This window comes from Chlorobiota bacterium, from assembly GCA_016700335.1.
Taxonomy (GTDB): domain Bacteria; phylum Bacteroidota; class Ignavibacteria; order OLB7; family OLB7.
On the sequence record CP065014.1, the window covers coordinates 862,824 to 885,606 of the forward strand.

At 28.7% G+C, this 22,783-nt stretch carries 10 protein-coding genes; 9 read left to right on the top strand and 1 reads right to left on the bottom strand.

Annotated elements, in window-relative coordinates; all coding sequences use genetic code 11:
- Window positions 1-220 precede the first annotated feature (220 nt).
- A complete protein-coding gene (locus IPP08_03615; protein QQS67268.1) occupies window positions 221-1,192 on the top strand; it encodes a KpsF/GutQ family sugar-phosphate isomerase in 972 nt (323 codons plus the stop codon).
- Between the two features lie 86 nt (window positions 1,193-1,278).
- Window positions 1,279-4,719, top strand: coding sequence for a PD-(D/E)XK nuclease family protein (locus IPP08_03620; protein QQS67269.1), 3,441 nt, complete (start codon window positions 1,279-1,281; stop codon window positions 4,717-4,719).
- 86 nt (window positions 4,720-4,805) lie between these two features.
- Here IPP08_03620 and prfB read toward each other — a convergent pair whose 3' ends face one another.
- Window positions 4,806-5,930, bottom strand: a complete 1,125-nt coding sequence (gene prfB / locus IPP08_03625; GenBank protein ID QQS67270.1) for a peptide chain release factor 2 — start codon at window positions 5,928-5,930, stop codon at window positions 4,806-4,808.
- A 109-nt stretch (window positions 5,931-6,039) separates the two neighbouring features.
- Between prfB and IPP08_03630 the strand changes: the two genes are divergently transcribed.
- The 7 genes from IPP08_03630 to IPP08_03660 all read left to right on the top strand — a co-directional run bounded on the left by IPP08_03630 (window position 6,040) and on the right by IPP08_03660 (window position 22,763).
- Window positions 6,040-6,771 carry a class I SAM-dependent methyltransferase gene (locus tag IPP08_03630; protein QQS67271.1) on the top strand — a complete coding sequence of 244 codons (732 nt, stop codon included), beginning with the start codon at window positions 6,040-6,042 and terminating at the stop codon, window positions 6,769-6,771.
- Between the two features lie 70 nt (window positions 6,772-6,841).
- Entirely contained in the window at window positions 6,842-7,681 is an 840-nt protein-coding gene (locus IPP08_03635) for a purine-nucleoside phosphorylase (GenBank protein ID QQS67272.1), read from the top strand.
- An 85-nt stretch (window positions 7,682-7,766) separates the two neighbouring features.
- Window positions 7,767-8,858, top strand: a complete 1,092-nt coding sequence (locus IPP08_03640; GenBank protein ID QQS67273.1) for a glycosyltransferase family 9 protein — start codon at window positions 7,767-7,769, stop codon at window positions 8,856-8,858.
- 171 nt (window positions 8,859-9,029) lie between these two features.
- A complete protein-coding gene (locus IPP08_03645; protein QQS67274.1) occupies window positions 9,030-13,649 on the top strand; it encodes a hypothetical protein in 4,620 nt (1,539 codons plus the stop codon).
- 917 nt (window positions 13,650-14,566) lie between these two features.
- Window positions 14,567-17,119, top strand: a complete 2,553-nt coding sequence (locus IPP08_03650) for a thiol protease/hemagglutinin PrtT (protein ID QQS67275.1) — start codon at window positions 14,567-14,569, stop codon at window positions 17,117-17,119.
- 216 nt (window positions 17,120-17,335) lie between these two features.
- Window positions 17,336-20,017 carry a thiol protease/hemagglutinin PrtT gene (locus IPP08_03655; GenBank protein QQS67276.1) on the top strand — a complete coding sequence of 894 codons (2,682 nt, stop codon included), beginning with the start codon at window positions 17,336-17,338 and terminating at the stop codon, window positions 20,015-20,017.
- Between the two features lie 103 nt (window positions 20,018-20,120).
- Complete coding sequence (locus tag IPP08_03660; GenBank protein ID QQS67277.1) at window positions 20,121-22,763, top strand: thiol protease/hemagglutinin PrtT; 2,643 nt, start codon at window positions 20,121-20,123, stop codon at window positions 22,761-22,763.
- Window positions 22,764-22,783 lie beyond the last annotated feature (20 nt).

Consider the following 22,783-nt stretch of genomic DNA (forward strand, 5'->3'; position numbering starts at 1 on the left):
TTTACAAATTATCAGTAGTTGAATGAATTAACTATTTGAATAAGTCAATATCATTTTACAAATTGTAATTAAACTAAGTAATTATTGAAAAACAATGTAGAGTTTTTTTAATTTGAAACAGAAAGAAAAATTGAAATATAATTTAGAATCTAATATAAAAATGTATTATTTTAATGAATTAAATTCATACATTTCAAGTTGAAATTTAAAATATATTTAAATGAAATATTCTTCTAAAGAGTTATTAATAATCGGTCAAGATGTTATATCAATTGAGATTGCTGAGTTAATGAAAGTGAAAAATTCATTAGATGTAAATTTTTGTAAATCAATAAAGTTAATAGCAAATAGAAAAGGAAAAGTGATAGTTTCTGGTGTTGGAAAATCTGGGATTATAGCTCAAAAAATTTCAGCAACTTTAAATAGCACTGGTACTGTAGCACTATTTTTACATCCAACAGATGCTCTTCATGGCGATATTGGAACTGTCCATAAAGATGATATAGTAATCTTACTTTCAAAAAGTGGGAATACACACGAACTAAAAGATTTTGTGACAGCTTTAAAAAAAATAAATGTTAAAATAATTGCAATAACATCTAGCAAAAAGAATTACTTAAAATCAAATTCTGATTTAACAATTGAAGTAGATATAGAAAAGGAAGCTTGCGTTTTAGATCTTGCTCCAACTTCATCAACAACTGCAATGTTGGCAATTGGCGATGCATTATGTGTTGCACTTTATAAAGAAAATGGTTTTACTATTTCAGATTTTGCTTTAACTCATCCTGCGGGAGATTTAGGAAAAAAATTACTTCTTAAAATTTCTGATGTGATGAGGAAAAATAATGATATCCCAATTGTTCAAACAAATTCTACTTTTAAAGAAGTTATTATTGAGATTAGCAAAAAAAGAATTGGTGCAACTTTAGTTTTGAAAAAAAATAAATTAATTGGAATTATAACTGATGGTGATTTGAGGAGGTTTTTTGAAAAGGATTTGACTATTGAAGATATTGTTGCTGAAGATGTAATGACAATAAATCCATTAACCATAAAGCATGATGTGCTGTGCATTGCAGGGCTTGAGTTGATGGAGCTTCATAAGAGAACTCACTTGCCAGTAACTGATTCAAATGGTAAACTTATTGGTATTATTCATATTCACGATTTAATAGATCTTGGTTTTTAATAGTTTCAATATTAATTGTAGTAGGTTATTCTATATAATTAGTTTAAAGAAATCTTTTTAGAGAAAATTAAAAAAATGGTACAATTTTGCCAACTATATTTTACAATAAAACTGCAAGTAAAGTTCACCCATTAGACTTTATAGAAACAGCTTTAACTTCAGCTGAGAATGGAAATTTAGATGAATTTGTATTCATTGTTTCAACTGAAAGATTAAAGAGAAAATTAGAAAAGGAGATAACTTTAAGGCATTTAAAATTAACATCTCTACCTTTAGAAAAATTAAACATTCATACTTTTGATTCATTTATAACAAAATTTTATAATTCATTTCAAGAAAAGAAAAAATTAATCTCTTCTTCAATTTCATTCATGCTTTTTGAGGAAGCTTTCCAAAATGCAAAGCCAGAATATTTTGCTCGCAAAAATAAATCTGCTTCTTTAGGAGTAATTGAAAGAGTAAATAGAGTGATAATTGGAATAAGAAATGATGGCATTATTCCTACAGATTTTGATAACGATATAATGCTTGCAAAGCAGGGTGAACGAGGATTTGATGCATCTAAGTTAAAAGATTTGAAAAACATTTATACTGAGTATCTAAAGTTGCTCAATCCTTTGTGGATAGATTATCAAGGTCAGTTAAATGAAGTAAATAAACGACTAACTATTAATCCAATTAAAACATTTACTGATTGTTTTCCAAAAATAAAGAACATAGTAATTCATGGATTAAATGAAATTAGTCAACCTCAATTAGAACTTTTAAACAAACTTTCTGAGATTACAAATATCAATGTTCAAATTCAAATTGATTATGCAGAAGAGAACGGACCCTTGTATGGTAATTTTGTTGAAATGATTGAGAATCTTACTAAGAATATTAAGTTCATTAGTTATGATTCAGATCCACTTCAAGAAGGCATAAATGAAACAGATAGAAACCCTTACATTCATCATATCAGAAAAAATTTATTCAGAACTAAAAGTACTATTGAGAATTCTAACTTTGATGAGATGATTAGAGTTTTTGGTTTTGAAAATATAGATGATGAATTAAAAGGGATTGCATCATTAGTTAAGTCATTACATATTGATGATGGAATAGAATTGAATAAAATTTGTATAGCAGTTACAGATTCAAAAATATACACCGAAAATTTACGAGAAGAACTTGCTGAAAACGGCATACCAATTGTAATATCTAACCATAATCTATTAAATCAAAACGGACTTGTAACATCAATATTTTCAGCTATAAATATTCCAGTAAATAATTTTGACAAACGTGATGTTATAAGAGCTGTTACCTCACCATATTTGGATTTTGGTGACAATGTAGATGCTTTCAATCTTGTTTCAATTGCAGATGAGTTGAGAATTTCTAGGGACGAAAATTTTTGGAAGTTAAGAATTACTCAAAAAATTGAATTTTTAAAAAATAGAATTAGAATTGATTCTGATACCGAATATGTAAAACAATGTGAGCAAGATATTTATAAATTGGAAACTTCCTTTAAAAGTATTGATTCTATTTCTAAACTATTTAAAAAATTCAAACCAAAACTTACTCCAGAAGAATTTAGAAATTCTGTTCTTGAAATTATTTCTACTTTAAAAATTACTAAAAACATTTTATCTCTTAAGCATTCTCTTGATGAAAATAATAAATACTCTTTAATAAGGCAAAGAGCTCATGATGAAGTTGAAGGGGACATGAAAGCTCTTACATCTTTTGTTAATTTGTTAAATGAAATTACTGAACATTTTAAAATTAGATTTGCTGATTATTCAACTCAAGATAGTAAAAGGAGTTTAGCATTTTATTTAGATAGACTAAAAATTGGATCTGTGTTATCTACATATTCACTTCGAGAGAAAAGTGATTTTGGAGTAAATGTACTCCCAATTGAGGAGTTATCTGGTTTAGAATTTGATATAGTTATTTGTGCTGGAGTTTCTGACGGATATTTACCTACTGTTTATATACCTGAAAATTTTCTTGGAAAGCCCTTAAAATCATCACGTGAAAGAAACTTAAGAAAAGAAAGAATTCTTTTTTATAATGGAATAACTAGATTTAAGAAAAAACTTTTTATAACAAATCATCGACTAACAAATAGAGGTGAAAGGAAAATTGAATCTACTTTTTTAAGATCATTATTAAATATTGTAACATTAGAAAAATCGAACTACGTCTTTGAAATTGAAAAACTAAGTAGTGTTAGAAACAAAATTAGAAATGGAGAAATAGATAACAATGAGTTAAGTTTTTTAAAATATGTATCATCGAAGAGTCAGTTATCTGAAGAGTTAGGAGCTTTAATTTGGAATAGTAATTCTCAAAAACAAATTTTAGATACTAAAGAATTTATTGATAAAATTGTGGTAGATAAAAATTTAGTCGAGAATTTGTATCATAATATCTATGTAGAAAAATTACGTGAAACTAATCAAAACCAACCAATTGAAACTAAACAGTTAAGCCAGTTTGAAGGGATTTTAGATAAAGGATTTAATCAGGCAGATCGAAAAGATTTCAATAATAAATTATCAACTAAATATTCAATAACGCAATTAGAAGAGTATGCAAAATGTCCATTCAGATATTTCTCAAATAGGATTTTAGGAATAAAAAATACTATGAAATATGATGTAACCCTTACCCCTTTAGAGCGAGGACAGTTATTGCATACAATCATGTTTAAATTATATACTGAGCTTCGTGATTTAAAAATGTTGCCAATTATCATTGAGAATTTTGATAAAGTTTTAAGTAAAGCAAAAGAGATTGCAAATCAACAGATTGAGGGAATTACTATTGATCATCCTTACTGGATAATTGATAAAGAGCGATTACTTGGTAGTGAGCTTATTATGGGTACTTTGAAAAGATGGATTGAATATGATATGATGTTAAATAAAGGTGGTAAAAAATTAGTACCACAATTCTTTGAAGTCAATTTTGGAGATGAAAAGAATTATGGTGAAGGTGATAAGTTACTTATTGATTTAGCTGACTTTAAAATTGGAGTTTGGAAACTAAAAGGTAAAATTGATAGAATAGAAATTTATAGAGTAAACGATGAAATTTATTTTTTAATTGCTGATTATAAAACTGGTACACCACCAAACAAAAATGAAATTTACAATGGTACCTCTTTGCAATTGATGATTTACATTGAGGCTGTAAGATCTTTACTTTCGAAGCATTACAATCTCCAAATTGAGAATATAAAACCCTTAGGTGGTATTTATTACCAAATGACTAAAGGAAAGAAAATTATTAATGAATATCAAATAATGATTCCAGTTGATTATAAAGAGGAAATGTTAGGGAAAGGAAATAGACAAGGAAAAGAGATTAAAACTATAAATGATTTAGAGGATATAGTTAATCAAACAATAGAATTTACTAAAGGATATTTAAATGGAATTGAGAATGCAGAATTTAATTTAACAGATAATCCAACAGAAAAAATTTGTGGAAATTGTCCATATCAATATTCATGTAGAATTAGTGTTTAAATTTTACTTTATTAATAAAAGATAAAGTTTGAATTGAATTGTTTTTACTGATTAAATGTAAAATAAATTTAAAATAAATAAACATATTAACCACCACCAAATTGCAATAAATAAGATTTTAAAAATTCATCTATTTCACCATCCATAACTGCTTGAACATCACCTATTTCAGTACCAGTTCGAGCATCTTTAACAAGAGTATATGGTTGAAAGACATAATTTCTAATTTGGCTACCCCATTCAATTTTTCTTTTTGCTCCTTCAATTAAGGATTTTTTTTCTTCCTCTTCTCTTCTCAAAACTTCATAGATTTCAGATTTCAACATTTTCAATGCACTTTCACGGTTCATAAGTTGAGACCTTTGCTGCTGGCAGCTTACAACTAGTTTATGAAGTACACCTTTGGGGCTTATATAATCATATCTCAACCTAACAGCTGTTTCAACTTTATTTACATTCTGCCCACCCTTACCACCACTTCTAAAGGTTTCTAACTCAACTTTTGAAGAATCAATTTCAACATCAACATCATCATCAACTAATGGAAAAACAAACACCGAACTAAAGGAAGTATGACGTCTTGAATTTGAGTCAAAAGGAGAAATTCTAACTAATCTATGTACTCCATTTTCACTTTTCAAAAAACCAAATGCAAATGGTCCTGATATTTCAATAGTAGCACTTTTAATACCAGCACCATCACCTTCAAGTTCATCTAATAAGGAAACTGAAAATCCTTTTTTTTCAGCCCATCTACTATACATCCTCATAAGCATTTCAGCCCAATCTTGTGCTTCTGTTCCGCCAGCACCAGCTTGAACTTTTAGAATTGCGTTTCTATGATCATCTTTATCTGATAACATTTTTTTGAACTCTAAAGCAGATACTTCTTTTTCAAGTAAATTGGTTTCAATTTCAACTTCTGAATCCATAGAATCATCTCCAAGTTCAATTGACAAATCTGCAAGTGCTTGAGTATCATCACATCTTTTCATTGTAGAGTTCCAAGAATCCACCCAAGCTTTACGAATATTTATTTCATGAATCACTTTTTTTGCTCCTAAATTGTCATTCCAAAATCCATCTGATTGAGTTATTGTTTCAAATTCTTTTATCTCTTTTTCTTTTATATCAAGATTTAAAAAAATTCTTAATTCAATTAATTTGGTATATAATTCTTTTATTGTAACTAATGATTGGGACGATGTCATTTAAATTATTTAAGTTTCGATATTAATAATTAATAAAAGCAAATTTAACCTATTTGTTAATTTGAAAATATTAAATTGAGAATTGTAAAAATATTAATTTATACACGACATGACAAAATCTAAAATGTACACAACTATAGCAAAATATTATGATTCACAATATTCATGGAAAAAATATGATGAAGAAGCTAAGTATTTAGATTTAGTAATTAATAAATTTAAGAAGTCAAATGGTTTTGAAATGTTGGATGTTGCTTGTGGTACTGGAAGTCATATAAAATATTTTAAAGGGAAGTATAAAGTTACTGGATTAGATTACAACCAAGAGATGCTCAATATTGCAAAAGAAAAAAATCCCAATATAAATTTCATTAATGGAGATATGATCAATTTTAAAATAAAAAACAAATTTGATATAATTGTTTGTTTGTTCTCTTCAATATCTTATTTGAATAGTTATTCTAAATTGGAAAAGTGCATTAAAAATTTTGTAAATCATTTGAAGCCAGGAGGTGTTGTTATTTTTGAACCTTTCATAGAGAGTAACTTATTCAAAAGTGTAAAGCCCGCAAATTTCATGATTTATGAAGACTCAGAATTAAAAATTGCTAGAGTAAATGATTCTATTAAGATTAAAGATAAAGCATTTTTAAAATTTCATTATTTAATAAGTAATTTAAATGGTGTTGAATATTTTTCGGAAGAACATGAAATTATGTTATTTGAAAAACTTAAAGTTATAGAAATAATGAAAAAGCTTGGTTTTGAAAAATCTACTTTTGATAAAGTTGGATTAATGCCTGGAAGAGGTTTATATATTGGAAGAAAGAGTTTGAATTAGTACTTAAATCTGTTTTACTGAACAATAAAATAATTATATAAATTAAAACTTTATTTAAAATTAATAATTAATGAATTTAAAAGAAAGAATAAATGATGCTAGAGATACAATTAAAAGTATTGTGAACTCTAAAAATAAATCAGAATTTCTGAATGTTGAATGCGGCATAATTCTCGGAACTGGGCTTGGGGGTTTAGTTGATGAAATTGAAGATAATTTTCAAATTGAATACACAGACATTCCTCATTTTGCAACTTCAACTGTTGAATCTCATAAAGGGAGATTGATATTTGGAAAATTATCTGAAAAATATGTTGTAGTAATGCAAGGTAGATTCCATTTTTATGAAGGTTATACAATGGATCAAATTACTTTTCCAATAAGGGTTATGAAATCATTAGGAGCTCAAACACTGATAGTATCAAATGCATGTGGAGGAATGAATCCACTTTACAGAAGTGGGGATATTATGATTATTGATGATCATATTAATTTGTTAAACTCAAACCCATTAATAGGTTTTAATGACGATTCATTGGGTCCTAGATTCCCAGATATGAGTGAACCATATTCTAAAGAGTTAATTGAAATTGCAAAAGAAGTGGCAATTGAAAACAGAATCAAAACTCATCAAGGAGTTTTTGTTTCTGTTCCAGGACCTAATCTAGAAACTAGAGCAGAATATAGATATTTAAGAACTATTGGTGCTGATGTAGTAGGAATGAGTACAGTACCAGAAGTTATAGTTGCAAACCATTCATCTATGAGAGTATTAGGTTTATCAATTATTACAGATGAATGTTTCCCAGATAATTTATCTCCAGTGAATGTAGAAGAAATTATATCAGCTGCTTCAAAAGCAGAACCGCAAATGACCACAATAATTAAAGGTACTTTATATAAAATTTAAAATATTTTCTTATTTGAATTTTAGTGAAAGAATTCTTTTTAATTTTTTTTTCATGTTAAACAAATCTAATTAAACTAAATTTTAATTGGCATTATTTAAAGATAAATATCTACATTTAATTTCGGCACTTGCAGGATTGATTCATAATTTTAAGGAATCAAAACCTGTAAATAAAATCCTGATTTATAAACTGGACCATTTAGGTGATTTATTAATTTCAACACCTGTAATTAAATCTATTAGAAACAAATTCCCAAATGCGGTAATTAAAATTGTAGCTGGTGAATGGTCAATTAATGTGTTTAAGGGTAACCCTTACATAGATGAAATTATATATTACAATAGTCAGTATTTTTCAAGAGAACCTTACTTACCGCATAATTTCGGTGATTTAAAGAAAAAAATTAAAACTTGGAATCCAGATTTAATTATTTCATTGCGAGATGATTGGGATACTTGTATTAGCAATTTATTTACAAAAGCTTCAGTATGTGATATTGGAAGAACTCAAATTATTGAGAAATTGCAAAGAAAAGCCAATGATAAATTTGACCATATAACATTAAGACAATCTAAAACTGTTTCAAGAATAGGTATAACAAATATTCAATCAGATAAATATGATTTTTTTATTTCAGATGATGAAGTGATTGAGTCAAGAAAGATTATTGAATCTAATTTAATAAAAGATAATTTTGTTGTAGTTCATAATGGAGCAAGTAATTTATTAAAAGAATGGGAAGTTGAGAGGTTTGCAGAAATAGCTAAATTCATTTATAAAAATTACAATTATCAAATAGTTTTAATAGGTTCTCCAAATGAAATAGAGATTACAAATAAACTATATGATTTATTAAAAGATATAGATTGTATTAATTTATCTGGTAGAATGAATTTTAGAATTACGGCTGCATTCCTAAAAAATGCAAGGTTATATATTGGTTGCGATGGAGGAATTATGCACCTTGCAGCAGCTTTGGGTGTAAAAACAATTGGATTGTTTGGTCCTGGATCAATAGACTTATTTAAACCACTAACCAAAAATTCAATTGGTATTTCAAAAAATTATTCTTGTAGCCCATGTTATCAACAAACATGTATTCGCCCAAATGATAGTTGTATGGACGCTATAAAAGTAATTGATGTTTTACTACAAATTAAGAATATTGAAATTTAAAAAAAAATTCCCAAATTAAAATTAAATATTATTTAAACATTTTATTTACAACAAATCAAATGACATTTAAATTATATAAATTAAATTTATTTGTTACCATTAAGAAATTTACTTGTCGAGTACAAAACATTTCTTACAAGATAAAAAAACCAAAATTAAAATCTCATATAGATGAAAAACAAATATTTATCATTACTATTTACAGCCATTGGGCTTTTTACTATTTCAATGTTAATTTCAAAAGACGACAACAAAGTTTATTTTTACTTATCTTCCAGTAGAATATTCACACCCGGAGATGCTATTACATTAAACATAAGTGGTAATGGAATTGCTGGAGCTAAAATGAATTTTAAGGCTTATAAAATAGAGAATCCTACTGAATTTTTTCTAAATCAAAAAGATCCACATTCACCACAAATAGAAAAGTTATCTCAATTTAAAATGGTTGCAGATTGGGATTATAAAATGAAATCATCTAGATCAAAATATTATTATTCTTATGATGATATTACAGCTCCACTAAAAGAAAAAGGATCTTATATAATAGAAGCTAGATATGATAACAAACAAGCACTTGCTTATGTTTTGATTTCTGATGTGGCAATGATAACAAAATCTGATAACAAATCGATTACAGCATTTGTTGTAAACAGAAAAACTGGTTCTAAAATTTCTGGATTTCCCTTGAGTATGAAATCTAAGGATAAAAAGCTAGTAACTTTAAAAACAAATTCAGATGGCTTGGCTTTATTTGATATTACAAAAGAAGATACTCAACCATTTATTATTGGTAATGAAAAAGGGGATATTGTATTGACTGAAACTTATCATTATGGAAATAATAATGAGCAACAAATTTATTTACACACTGACCGACCAGTTTACAGACCAGAGCAAACAATGTATTATAGATCTATTGTAAGAACTTTAAGCAATAACGGAGAATATGAAACCCCAAAAGAGGGTGATAGTGTTTACATAGAGATATTTGATTCAAGATATTCAGTCGTAAAACGAGATACAATTAAGCTATCAGATTTTGGAACATTTAAAGGTGAGTTTACATTTTCTGAAGAACCTCCATTAGGTAATTATCAAATTACAGTAAGATATAAAGAAGGATATAGTTACTTCAATTTTGCTGTAGAGGAATACAAGAAGCCAGAGTATGAAGTAAATGTAACATTGGATAAAAAAGAATATACTCTTGGTGATAAAATTAAAGGCGTTGTAAATGCTAAATATTATTTTGGTTCACCTGTAACTAAAGCTGATGTTAATTACACTGTTTTTCGTTCTTACTATTGGAAACCTTGGTGGAAGGGGAGTGAATGGGCTTATTTATATGATGGAGATGATGAAGTAAGTATGTGGAGACCATATTGGGGAAGGAATAATGAGGCAATTTCTAGCGGCAATGGAAAGCTAAAAGATGATGGTACTTTTGAATTTAGTTTTGACACAAAGGTGGGAAACAATGGCGATTATACTTATGAAGTTGTTGCTAATGTTGTTGATGCAAGCCGAAGGCAAATTTCAGGGTCTATAAGTGTGGATGTAACCAGAGCTGAATTCTATATTTCTTCACGTACAGATAAATATGTTTACAAACCAAAAGAAGATGTTAAAATTTTAGTTGACATTAAAAAATTTGACAATGATATTCCTGTAGCATCAAGTTTTAAAGCTAAAGTTCAAAGATATTGGTGGAGCGGAAAAAGTTATAAAGAAAATTACGAAACTATTTGGGAAGGTAGTGGTTCAACTGGAAGTGACGGAAATGGAAGTGTTAGTTTTAAAGCTCCAGTTTCGGGTTATTATCATGTTAATATTGAAGCTACTGATTCTCGTGGAAGGAAGGTGGATTCTTATTCTTATGTTTATGTTGCTGATGATAATTATAGTGATAGATTTTATCCTACTGATCAAGGGATTAAAATTATTCCTGATAAACAATTATATCAACCTGGAGAAATGATAAGTGCATTAGTTATTATGCCACAAGCTGGTGCTGATGTATTAGTAACAAGTGAAGGCTATTCAGTTTATAACAAACAAGTAATTCATGTTAATTCAACAACTGCAATTGTTAGAATTCCTGTTGAAATAGGAATGGCTCCTAATTTTTTTATAAATGTTTCTTGTGTTACTAATGATCAAATGTATAATATTTCTCAAAGAGTATCCGTAATACCTAAAAACAAAATTGTAAAACTTCAAATTGTGCCAGATAAAAAGCAATACAAACCTGGTGAAAGTGGATACGTTACAATTAGAGCTTTAAATGATAAAGGAGAACCAGCACCAATGATGGATGTTGCACTTGGAATTGTTGATGAATCTATTTATGCAATCCGACCTGATAAAACACCTGATATTCAAAAAGCATTTTATGGGAATAGATATAATAGAGTACAAACTAATTTTTCTTTAAATTTTTATTTCTATGGAAACTCTAAAGAAGCTGTACAAGAAGCTGCTGATATGTCAGCTACTGGATCAACTAATTCAAGGGGAAGAAGCGCTCCAGCGGCTATGAAATCTTCTATGAAGGATGGGTTTTCAGATACTGAAAGAAAAGAAGATGATGCAAACAAATATGTTGAACCTAAAGTGAGAAGTGATTTTAAAGATTTAATGTTGTGGTTACCTTCAGTTAGAACTGATGCTTTTGGTTATGCTAAAATTCCTGTTAAATTTCCTGATAACTTAACTACTTGGAGGCTAACAGCTAGGGCAATTTCTCTTAATTCAGAAGTTGGTCAATCAGTAGTAAAAACTATTGCAAGAAAAGATTTGTTAGTAAGAATGGAGACTCCAAGGTTTATGATTCAAGGAGATCAAATATCAGTTGCTGTTAATATCCATAATTATTTACTTACAGATAAGCAAGTAAAAGTTCAATTTGAAGGTGTAAATGCAAAGTTAGATTTAAAAGAAAAAATAGTAAAAATAACCGCAGATGGAGAAACAAGAATTGATTTAAAAGTAATTCCAATTAAATCTGGTATTGTAAAATTATCAGTAAAAGCTTTAACTAACGAAGAAAGCGATGGTATTGAAATTAAAGTACCAGTTCTTCCATTAGGAATTAAATTAACTAAATCTGAAAATGTAGAGTTATCGGAAAATAACCAGACTAAAACTATAATATCAGTTATACCTAATGAAAGTGATAATACATCTAGAGAAATATCAATTGGCTTGGCACCATCATTAGCAAGTACAATTTTAGGGGCTTTAGATGATTTAATTGGATATCCTTATGGATGTGTGGAACAAACTATGAGTAGATTTTTACCCACAGTAATTGTTGGTGATGTATTGAAAAAAATTAATGTTCCTTTCGACGAAAAAAAACGCGAAGAAATGCCTAAAATGGTAAAGCAAGGAACTTCAAGATTATATGAATTACAACATCAAGATGGTGGTTGGGGCTGGTGGTCTAATGATGAGACTGATCCTTTTATGACTGCATATGTAATTTATGGATTAACAATTGCAAAAAATGTTGGGTATCCTGTTGATGATAATAAGTACAACTTAGGTGTTAGTGAACTTAGCAAATTGTTAGTAAAAAATAATTTTAAATCTGACGATTGGCATAAGCATGACGCAACAACAACTGCTTATATGTGCTATGTTGCAAGCTTGGTTAGTAACCCTGATATTAAAAGTATAGCATTAAAAAAGGCTATTGAGATTTCTGGAAATAAAGAGATAAATCCTTATTCTAAATCATTGCTTGCAATGGCTTTAAAGAATTTAGGAAATTTACAAGCTGCTCAAAATATAATTCGTGGTTTAGAGCAAAGTGCAAATGTTGAGAATGGAAAGGCTTTTTGGAAAGGCAAAACTTGGCATTACAATTGGCAAGATGATGAAGTTGAAACTTCTGCTTCTGTTGTTAAGTCGTTAATAGTTTTAGGTGGAAATAAAGATTTGATAAGTAAAACAATTAATTATTTATTAACAAAAAGATATGGAGATTCTTGGTACAATACTCGCCAAACTGCAATGGTCTGCTATGCATTAGCAGATTACGTAAAAGAGTCTGGTGAGTTAAATCCAAATTTTTCAGTTAGAATAAAAGTAAATGGTAAGTTGGTTGCAACTAAAACAATCACAAAAGCTGATGTTTATAAAGAACATGATAAAATTAAAATAGATTCAAGTATGATAAAAGTTGGTAATAATGAAATTACAATTGAAAAAAATGGTCAAGGTAAATTATATGTTACAGCCTTAACAACTTATTATGCAACAGGTAAAGCAATTCAACCATCAAATAATGGATTTAATATTACTCGTGAATTTTTCAAACTTAAAAGGATTGAAGAAAAAGGAATTATCTCTTATGTTAAAGAAAAATTTTATGGTACTTTGAAAAGCGGTGAAGAGATATTAGTTAAAGTTAAAATGAATACTAATAGTGATTATGAATACGTTATGGTTGAAGATCCAATTGCTGCTGGATGTGAGGTGATTAAAGATAATTCACTTTATAAAATTAAAGATGAAAATAATTATAACGGTTATCAAGATGATGGTTATGGAGGTTGGAGAGGAAAATATTGGGGTTGGTGGTACGCAGACAGAGATATAAGAGATGAAAAAGTTTCATTTTTTGCAAGGAGCTTAACAGGTAAAAATGAATATGAATTTTCTTATTTATTAAGGGCTCAAATTCCTGGTTCTTTTAATGTAATGCCAAGTAATGCAATGCTGATGTATTATCCAGAAGTAAGAGGAAATTCAAATATGACTAAGATTGAAATTACACCTTAAAAATTCATTTTTTAATTTTTGTAAAGTAATTTAAAATCATAAAACTCCAATATTATTTATTTTGTATTGGAGTTTTTTTATAATCTGTTAAGTTTCAAAACAAAGTAGATGATATTCTTATCCAAATGCCAAATTAAAGCTACCCAAACTCGAGCACTTAGCGCAGTCGAACCCCGAGCACTGAGCGTAGTCGAAGTGCAAATGTCTGAATCAGGATTTATAGAATTAAAGGATTTATTTGATTTTAAAATTAAAAGATATTTGTAACTATAGGATTTTTTTTACAATCTATTTCCTATTTCTGAATAAAAAAAAACCATAATCTACATTTTCTATTATAGAAAACACAATCCAACCCCGAGCACTGAGCGCAGTCGAAGTGCAAATGTCTGAATCAGGATTTATAGAATTAAAGGATTTATTGGATTTTAAAATTAAAAGATGTTTGTAACTATACGATTTTTTTTACAATCTATTACCTATTTCTGAATAAAAAAAAACAAAATCTACATTTTCTACTCTAGAAAACACAATCCAACCTCGAGCACTGAGCGTAGTCGAAGTGCAGACTAGTCCTAAAAAAAGGTTTCATTTAGTTAATTATTTTAAATATAAATTTACAATTAATTCCATTTTATTCGACTTTTATGATTAATAAAAACAATACATCTAGTTAGAAAATTATTAATATAGATAGTTCAACCTAAGTAGTAATTCAGTAATATTTTAAAACTATTAATTGTATATATTTGTAACAGAATGCCTTTTAACTAATATTTTTTTCACTTTTCAAATAAATTAAATGAAATTTTTTAAAACTTTCAAGTTAGTTTTCTCTTTTCTTTTAGTAGCAACAACAGTTTTGCAATCAAAGCCAATTTCATTGGCTACTGCTAGCAAGGTTGCTCTTAACCAGTATGTGGCTTTTTCGTTCTGAGAAGAATAAGTCTTCTCTTATGAACACAGTTAGAATGGAACTTGTTGATGAATTAAAAACAACTGTTCCAAAGTTAGGCAATGAAACATTATATTTTGTTTTTGCAAACTTAAATGGAAAAGGATTTGTAATAGTTTCTGGTGATGATGCAGTTGAGCCTATTTTAGGTTATTCAACTGAAAATAATTATACAATTACTAATCAGCCACCTTCATTTTTGTATTGGATGAAGGGGTTAACAAACCAGATAGAAAGCATCAAACTTAGAAATATAAAAGCAAGTAATGAAACAATTATAAAGTGGAATAACTTAGTAAATGCCGATGAAAAAAGCTTAAGTAAATTGCAAGGAACTTCAGGAGTTGACAATCTATGTAAAGCTAAATGGAATCAAAGCGGTGTTTTTTTTAATATGTGTCCTTATGATAGTACTGAAAATAAAAGGTCAGTTTCTGGATGTGTTGCAACAGCAATGGCAATAATTATGAAGTATCATAGTTTCCCAAAGCAGGGTACAGGTTTTTCAAGTTATAATCATAAGAAGTATGGAACATTATCTGCAAATTATGGTGCAACAACTTATGATTGGGAAGCAATGTCTGATACTATAAGTGAGAGGTCTCCTGCTGATGCTAGCCCAGCTATATCTACTTTACTTTCTCAATGTGGTATTTCCATAAATATGGGTTACTCTCCGAGTAGTAGTGGAGCAGTTTCTGCTGGATTCTATACCTCGGGTAGAGTAGCAAGAGATTCTTCAGATACAAGTGCTTTTGTTTCTTTCTTCAGATACTTTGGTTATTCAGATTCTATGAATGCACTTCAAAGAACTAGATTTACAGATGCAGAATGGGATTCAATTATTAAAAGAGAAATAGATGCAAAAAGACCATTATTCTATGCTGGATCTGGTCCTGGAGGTGGACATGCTTTTGTTTGTGATGGATATGATGATAATGGAAGATTTAGTTTTAATTGGGGTTGGGGTGGAAATTCTGATGGATTTTATTTAACAAAAGCATTAGAACCAAAGGATTTAGGAACTGGTGCGGGTAATGGAACTTATAATTCTAATCAAAGAATATTTACTGGCATAGAGCCTAAAAGAGCATTAGTAAATTCTTCATTAAAAGCAAGTATATTCTTGAATAGCAAAATTGCTTTAACTAAAGACACAATAGAAGTTGGTGCACCTTTCGATGTAACATTTACTTTGAAAAATACTGGTAAGGTTGATTATAATGGAAATTGCTATTTAGGAATGTTTAATGAAGATGATAAATTAGTAAGTAAAATTGGTGATGAACAATCTATTTCTTTAGCTCAAGGTATGGAAAAAGTTTTAACTTTTTCGACTACTGGAATCAAAAATGCAATTCCAGGAAGATATAAAATTCATGCATATTATAAGTTTGGAAATGGATGGCAATTTGTTGAATATGGTTCACAATATTTGAACAAAGGTATATTAAATGTAATAAGTAACAATACTTCACTTGAATTGGCTTCAAACATTATATCTTCATTGAAAACAATTGAACCAAGCAAACCATTCAAACTTAACTTAAGTGTAATGAATAAAGGAACAACTACTTTTAAAGGAGATTTAAGTATTGATTTGCATGAATCTGGTGGTGAATGGGTTAAATCATTAGATAGTTTTAACTTTGGTCCAAATGGATTATCTGCTAGTACAAAAACTAATTTACTAAATTTTGATATTCCAGCTTTAGAAGTTGAGCCAGGAAGTTACGACATTATTGTTTGGTTTAAACCAGATAATTCTAAATCAGAGGCAGATTGGGAATGGGTTGGGTCAACTTCAAGTTATCAAAATCCTTTAGAAGTAATTGTATCAGCACCTGAGTTAATTCCAGATCAATATGAAGATAATAATACAGATGGTAAAGCATTTAAATTACCTGTTAATTTCACAGGAAATTCAGCATCAATAAAAACATTAAATTCTAATATTCATAATGTTTCAGACGAAGATTATTATGAAATTAATTTACCATCTGGGTCAAATTATGAAATAACAGCTCGTATTCACGATTTAGAAAATACTGGGGATGGTATGAAATATTCAGCTGATGCAATTTTTTCTTATGCAACTGGAAATTTCAAATCTGATGTATATGAAGATGTTATGCCTAACATAATTAAATCAAACGGAGGTGTTTATAAATTTTTGGTTTCTCCAGCATTTGCTGGGTTTACAGGAACATATTCTTTAGATTTAAATATTACTAAAGTTGTAAGTTCAGTTAACGATGAAAATAAAACAGAGTTGAAATTTTCCCCAAATCCTGTTAAAAATAATTTAAATATTGATTTAGGTTCTGAATTCTCAAAAGTTAAAAACATTACTATTTCAGATATTAAAGGGACTGAATTGAAAGTAATTAATTTAAAGAGTAACCAAAATGAGAACTATGATTTAAATGTAACGGAATTACAATCTGGAAGTTATTTAGTTACAGTTAATTTTGAATCATTCAAAAAAGATTTTATCTTTAAAATTATTAAATAACAAATTTAAATTTTAATTTACTGGAGTAGTATTATACTACTCCAGTATTTTTTTTAAATCTAATATAAAACGTATAATAATTAATTAATTAATCGCAAATAAATTTTTTATAAGTATTGGATTTTATTTTTTATTTAAAATTTGTACTAAAATAAACTAAATTTGCAATCTCAATTAAAAATACATTTCTTTCAAATCTTTTTTCTCACTTTATTTATGAAAAAATTAAGAATATTTACAATTTTATTCTTCGTAGGAATAATATCAATTTCTTTTGGTAAACCAATCGATATTACAACTGCAAAAAGAGTTGCAACTAACCAATTTGTTGCATTCAATAAAAACAAGGACAAATCATTTTTATTAAGTTCTGTTAAATTATCACTTCAATTAGTAGGCAAATCTGAATCAAAGCAATTTAAGGATGAACCTTTGTATTATGTATTCAACAATAGTGAATCTAAAGGATTTGTTATTGTTTCGGCAGATGATGCTGTTGAACCAATTTTAGGATATTCATATGAAAGTTCATACAGCATTGATAATCCTCCACCAGCATTTGTAGCTTGGATGAATAATTATAAAAAGCAGATTGAAAATGTTAAAAAATATAATTTACAAGCATCGTTAGAAACTAAATCTAACTGGAATAAATTAGATAATGCAGATGAAAAATCATTATTGAAATTACAATCTGGTGTTTCAACAGTTGATCCTTTATGTAAAGCTAAATGGAATCAGGGTAATGTTTACAGTGCTATGTGTCCATTCGACAATGATGCAAAAGAAAGAGTTGTAACAGGATGTGCCGCTACAGCTTTAGCTATCATTTTAAAGTATCATAATTTCCCAAATAGAGGTACTGGTTGGTCTTCTTATAATCATACTAAATATGGAACTTTATCTGCAAATTATGGGGCAACAACTTATGATTGGGCTTCAATGCCAGATGTTACTAACGACTCAACTGTAAGCCCAGCAATTTCTACGTTACTATTACATTGTGGAATTGCAATAAATATGAACTATAATATTGGAAGTGCTGGTGGAAGCTCAGCATCAGCTGTTAGTTGGTCATCTTCAGATGGCTTTGTTACTAGATCACCAGATAAAGATACAACTGGTACAAATGCATTTGTAGCATTTACAAAATATTTTGGTTATTCTGACTCTATAAATGCTTTTTCAAGAGATGGTAACAAAATATCGGATGTAGCTTGGGACTCAATACTAATTAATGAATTAAATGCTAAAAGACCTGTCTATTACACAGGTTCAGGTGCAAAAGGTGGTCACGCATTTGTTTGTGATGGATATGATGGTACAGGAAAATTTAATATGAATTGGGGATGGGGAGGACTTTCTGATGGATTTTTCACTACTAAAGTATTATCTCCAGGTTCATTAGGAACTGGTGGTGGTGGAGGTGGTTTTAATGATGGGCAAGAAGTGATTATTGGTATTCAACCAAAAAGAATTTTAATAAGCAGTGGAGGATTAAAAGCTGATTTGATGTTGAATAGTAAATTAGCATTATCAAAAGATTCGATTGAAGTTGAAGACCCTTTTGATGTAAGTTTTACATTGAAAAACAGTGGAAAGGTTGACTACATCGGAAGTTGTTATGTTGGATTGTTTAATGAACACGACAAGTTAGTAAGTAAAATAGGTGAAGAATTACCTGTAACTTTAACTCAAGGAAATGAAACTACATTAAAATTTAGTTCAACTGGGATTAAGAATGCAATACCAGGAAGATATAAAGTTTTTGCATATTATAAATTTGGTAATGGGTGGCAGTTTGTTAACTATACAAATCAATTTATCAACAAAGGAATTTTAAATGTAATTAGCAATAACACTTCATTAGAATTAGCAAGCCCTATTAAAACTTCAATCCAAAAAATTGAAGTAGATAAGAGTTTTAAAGTAAGCTTTGATGTTGTTAATAAAGGTGGTACAACCTTTAATGGTAATTTAAGTATTGATTTACATGACTCAAAAGGCGAATGGGTAATGTCGTTAGATAGTTTTGATTTTGTAACAAAAGGGTTAGCACCAAATGCTAAAACAAATGGATTAACTTTTGATATACCTGCTTTGAAAGAAGTGCCAGGAAGTTATGATATTGTTGTTTGGTTTAAACCTACTACTGGTGAATGGGAATGGGTTGGTTCAACTGATGTAAATATAAATCCATTAGAAATTAACTTAGTTGCTCCTCCAACTTTACCAGATCAATATGAAGATAACAATACTGCTGAAAAAGCATATAAAATTATTCCAACTTTTAGTGCTAATTCAGCTAATTTCAAGACAGTTAATTCAACTATTCATACCGGAATAGATTATGATTATTATGATTTAGTATTGCCAACTGGTTCTAATTATACTATTACTGCTAGAGTGAATGATAAGGAAAATTCTGAAGATGGAGTTTATACATCTGATGTAGTTTTCTCTTATGAAGATTCAAAAGGTGAATCGAATGTTTATGACGATATAATTCCTAACAAAATAATTTCAAATAATGGTGGTACAATTAAATTTTTAGTTTCACCTGCTTTTGCTGGTAATATTGGTACTTATTCACTTAATCTAAAAATTACTAAAGCAGTAAATTCAGTTGAAGAGGATAGAATATTGGGATCTAATATATTTCCAAACCCAGTTAATAATTTATTAAATATAAATTTTGGAGAAAATTATCAACAATTAAATTTAATTTCAATTACAGATATGAACGGTAAGGAATTAATTAAAATTAATTTTGATAACTCGCACCTTAAAAACAAAGATCTAAAAGTAGATGTTTCAGAATTACAAAATGGATCTTACTTTGTAGTATTAAATAAAGGCTCTGTTAAAGCATCTGCAAAATTTACTATTGTTAAATAATTTTATAATTAAATATTTATTGAATTTATTAACTACATTCAATAAAATTAAATTTTAAAAGTTTAAATTTTTAATTATCAAAATAAATTTTATAAAAAAATTAATGAAAATAATAACAAATCTAAGTCTTTTTTTACTCCTTATTTTAGGAAGTTCAGTATCAATTTTTGCAAAACCAATCAGTTTGCAATCTGCAAAAATTGTTGCAACAAATCAGTTTATAGCTTATAATTCTGATATACAAAAATCAAAATTATTTGAAACTACAGAATTAAGTCTTGTTGATCAACGCAACACCAACTCTACAAGACTTAATGGAGAGCCTTTGTACTATGTATTTTCGAATAAAAATGGAAAAGGTTTTGTTATAGTTTCGGCTGATGATGCTACATATCCAATATTAGGGTATTCGTCTGATGACAACTATTCAACATCTAATCAACCTCCACAGTTTGTAGATTGGATGAATAATTATTCAAAGCAAATTGAATCTATAAAGATGAAAAATATTCAACCAACAAATGATATTACATCAAGTTGGAGTTTGTTGTATAATCTTAAAGAGAAAAATGTAAATAGCATACAATCATCTGGTAGTTCAGTTCAAGCATTATGTAAAGCTAATTGGAACCAAGGAAGACCTTATAATGATATGTGCCCGTTAGATCCTGTTTTAGAAAAAAGATCTGTTACAGGGTGTGCTGCAACTGCTATGACAATAATTATGAAATATTGGAGTTATCCAAAGCAAGGAACTGGATTTTATTCCTATAATCATAAGAAGTATGGAACATTATCTGTGAACTTTGCTAATACAACATACAACTGGGCAGCAATGCCAGATGTTATTGATGAATCTGGAACTATTGATCCAAACCCAGCATTAGCAACATTAAGTTATCATTGTGGTGTAGCTATTGATATGGAATATAGCCCACAATCAAGTGGAGCAATTTGCCTTGAATATGGAGATCCAAATCGTGCTTGTAATGAAAGTGCTTTAAAAAAGTATTTTGGATATTCTGAAAAGTTAAAAGGTTTTGAAAGAAAAAGTTTTTCAGATAAGGATTGGGTTGATATGATTAGGAAGGAATTAGATGCTAAAAGACCAGTTTTTTATACAGGTGCTGGTTCTGGAGGTGGGCATGCTTTTGTATGTGATGGATATGACAACGAAGACAAATATCATATGAATTGGGGTTGGGCTGGATCTTCTAATGGTTACTATCCTCTTAAAGCTCTTAATCCTGTTGATTTAGGAACAGGTGCAGGGAATGGAAGCTATAACAGTGATCAAGAAGCAATAGTTGGAATTGTACCAAAGGAAGGTGTTAGTTCACCAGACCCTACAAAAATTAAAGAATTAAGTTTAAACGGAAAGTTGATTGTATCTAAAGATTCAATAAATATAGAAGATCCATTTGAAGTAAGTGTAAAAATTATAAATAGTGGAAATGAGGATTATCAAGGAAGTGCATATGTAGGTTTGTTCAATGATGATGACAGGTTGGTTAGTCGCATTGGAGATGAACTTCCATTAAGTCTTTTGAAAGGAAATTCTAATGAGTTAACTTTCAAAACAAGTGGAATTAAAAATGCTCTTCCTGGAAAATTTAGAATATATGCTTATTATAAAGTTGGTGATGGTTGGCAACTTATCAAGCCGAATCCAGATTTTACTAATCTTGGAATTTTAGTAGTTAGAGGTGGTATTGGATCTATTGAAATGGCTTCTAAAATTACAATTCCTTCAATTATTATTGAATCAGGAAAAGCAATAAAAGGTACATTTGATATAATGAATAAGTCTGCTACTGCCTTTGATGGAGAAATTGCTATTGATTTGATTGATTCAAAAGATGAGACAGTAGTTGTATTAGATAGTATTAATTTTTCTTCAAATTCAATTCAACCAAATGCAAAATCAAGTGGATTATCATTCAATTCTCCAAATGTAAAAGTTGAACCTGGAACTTATAGTATTATTATTTGGTTTAAGCCTAAGTCTGGTGATGATTTCCAAATGGTAAATGCTACTTCAGATTTCATTAATCCATTGGATGTAACAATTATAGAACCAAATATTGCTCCAGATGAATATGAAGATAACAATACTTTAAATAAATCATATATATTAAAACCTACATTTAATGGTTCAAAAGCAGTGTTGAAAATTGCTGCAAATCTTCATAAAAGTACTGATTTAGATTATTATGAAATTGAATTGCCAAGTGGAAATTATAAAGTTAAAGCTCGGGTTCATGACGAGTTGAATTCTGGTGATGGTAAAAAATATAATGCAGATGTTAGTTTTAGTTTTAATAACAATGGAGTTGAAACAGCAGTATATAAAGATGTAATGTCTGAACCTATCACAACAACTGGTGGATCTAGCTTAAAATGTTTGGTTGTACCAGCGTTTGCAGGTTTTTCAGGAACTTATTCTCTAGAAGTTGAAATTGAATCTGAGAATATGTCAGTTGATTTTGATAAAGAATTATTATCTAATATATTTCCAAATCCAGTTTCTGGAATATTAAACATTAATCTTGGTGATAAATTTTTATCAGTTACTAAAGTAGTAATAACAGATTTAAAAGGAATTGAGTTGAAAAGTTTAGATCTTACTGGAAATAAAAATAAATCTTTAAGTATTGATTTAACTGATTTAGAATCTGGATCTTATTTTATTTCTGTTAAAAGAGGCAGCAATAAATCAACTGCTAAATTTAGCATATCAAAATAAGTTTTTATTAAAATTCTATT

Coding starts and splice junctions, on each gene's coding strand:
- IPP08_03630 (QQS67271.1), top strand. CDS start 6,040: ATGACAAAATCTAAAATGTACACAACTATAGCAAAATATTATGATTCA.
- IPP08_03650 (QQS67275.1), top strand. CDS start 14,567: ATGTGGCTTTTTCGTTCTGAGAAGAATAAGTCTTCTCTTATGAACACA.
- IPP08_03635 (QQS67272.1), top strand. CDS start 6,842: ATGAATTTAAAAGAAAGAATAAATGATGCTAGAGATACAATTAAAAGT.
- IPP08_03615 (QQS67268.1), top strand. CDS start 221: ATGAAATATTCTTCTAAAGAGTTATTAATAATCGGTCAAGATGTTATA.
- IPP08_03660 (QQS67277.1), top strand. CDS start 20,121: ATGAAAATAATAACAAATCTAAGTCTTTTTTTACTCCTTATTTTAGGA.
- IPP08_03655 (QQS67276.1), top strand. CDS start 17,336: ATGAAAAAATTAAGAATATTTACAATTTTATTCTTCGTAGGAATAATA.
- IPP08_03645 (QQS67274.1), top strand. CDS start 9,030: ATGAAAAACAAATATTTATCATTACTATTTACAGCCATTGGGCTTTTT.
- prfB (QQS67270.1), bottom strand. CDS start 5,930: ATGACATCGTCCCAATCATTAGTTACAATAAAAGAATTATATACCAAA.